At 28.1% G+C, this 608-nt stretch carries 1 protein-coding gene; it reads left to right on the top strand.

Annotated features, from left to right (window positions below):
- Positions 1-310: hypothetical protein (locus tag CDA10_RS16705; protein WP_157909371.1), on the top strand; the 310-nt coding region annotated here is incomplete at its 5' end.
- Between the last annotated feature and the right edge of the window lie 298 nt (positions 311-608).

The following is a 608-nucleotide window of genomic DNA, read 5'->3' as shown; positions in this document are numbered from 1 at the left end:
AGATCAAAAGTCATCATTAAGCTATTTTAAATTTCCAAAATTAGAAAATTGGAAATGGTACATTAATACTGAAAGACTCATTTTTTCTTGTCAGCTACTTTGCCCTATACAATTAGCACGTGACGGAATTTGGGGGTTTATTATCTTTATTGGTGATAAACCACTAATTATTGCAACTACAGGTGAAAACACAAAAATCAGAGATAAACATTATGATGTCGTTAATATTTATCTAAATGAAACATCATTAGATACACAACAATGCTTTGACTTAATTCAAGAAATGTATCCAAACTTTTATCTTTCATGATACAAAAAAATTAAAGCTAACCATTTAAATTTATTGTGTTTTTCAATAAAAACAAATACATTAAAATTGTATTAAAAATATTCACGATTACTTTTATCATTACAAAAATGATTGATTAAAAATGGAATAATCAATTTTAAATATAGGGTTTTAAGCATGCCTCGTCGTTTCAAACACACTTCTTTATTCTTATTGACCACTTCACTTGCTTTTTTTCAGTTTTCACACGCAGCGGAAGAACCTGTACCTATGACCAATGCTGAATGTTTACAGGATATCGACTTTACTGCTCAATTTT

Source organism: Acinetobacter piscicola, assembly GCF_002233755.1.
Classification (GTDB): Bacteria; Pseudomonadota; Gammaproteobacteria; order Pseudomonadales; family Moraxellaceae; genus Acinetobacter; species Acinetobacter piscicola.
The sequence above is the reverse complement of the archived record's forward strand: the minus strand, read 5'-3'. Positions and strand labels throughout refer to the sequence as shown.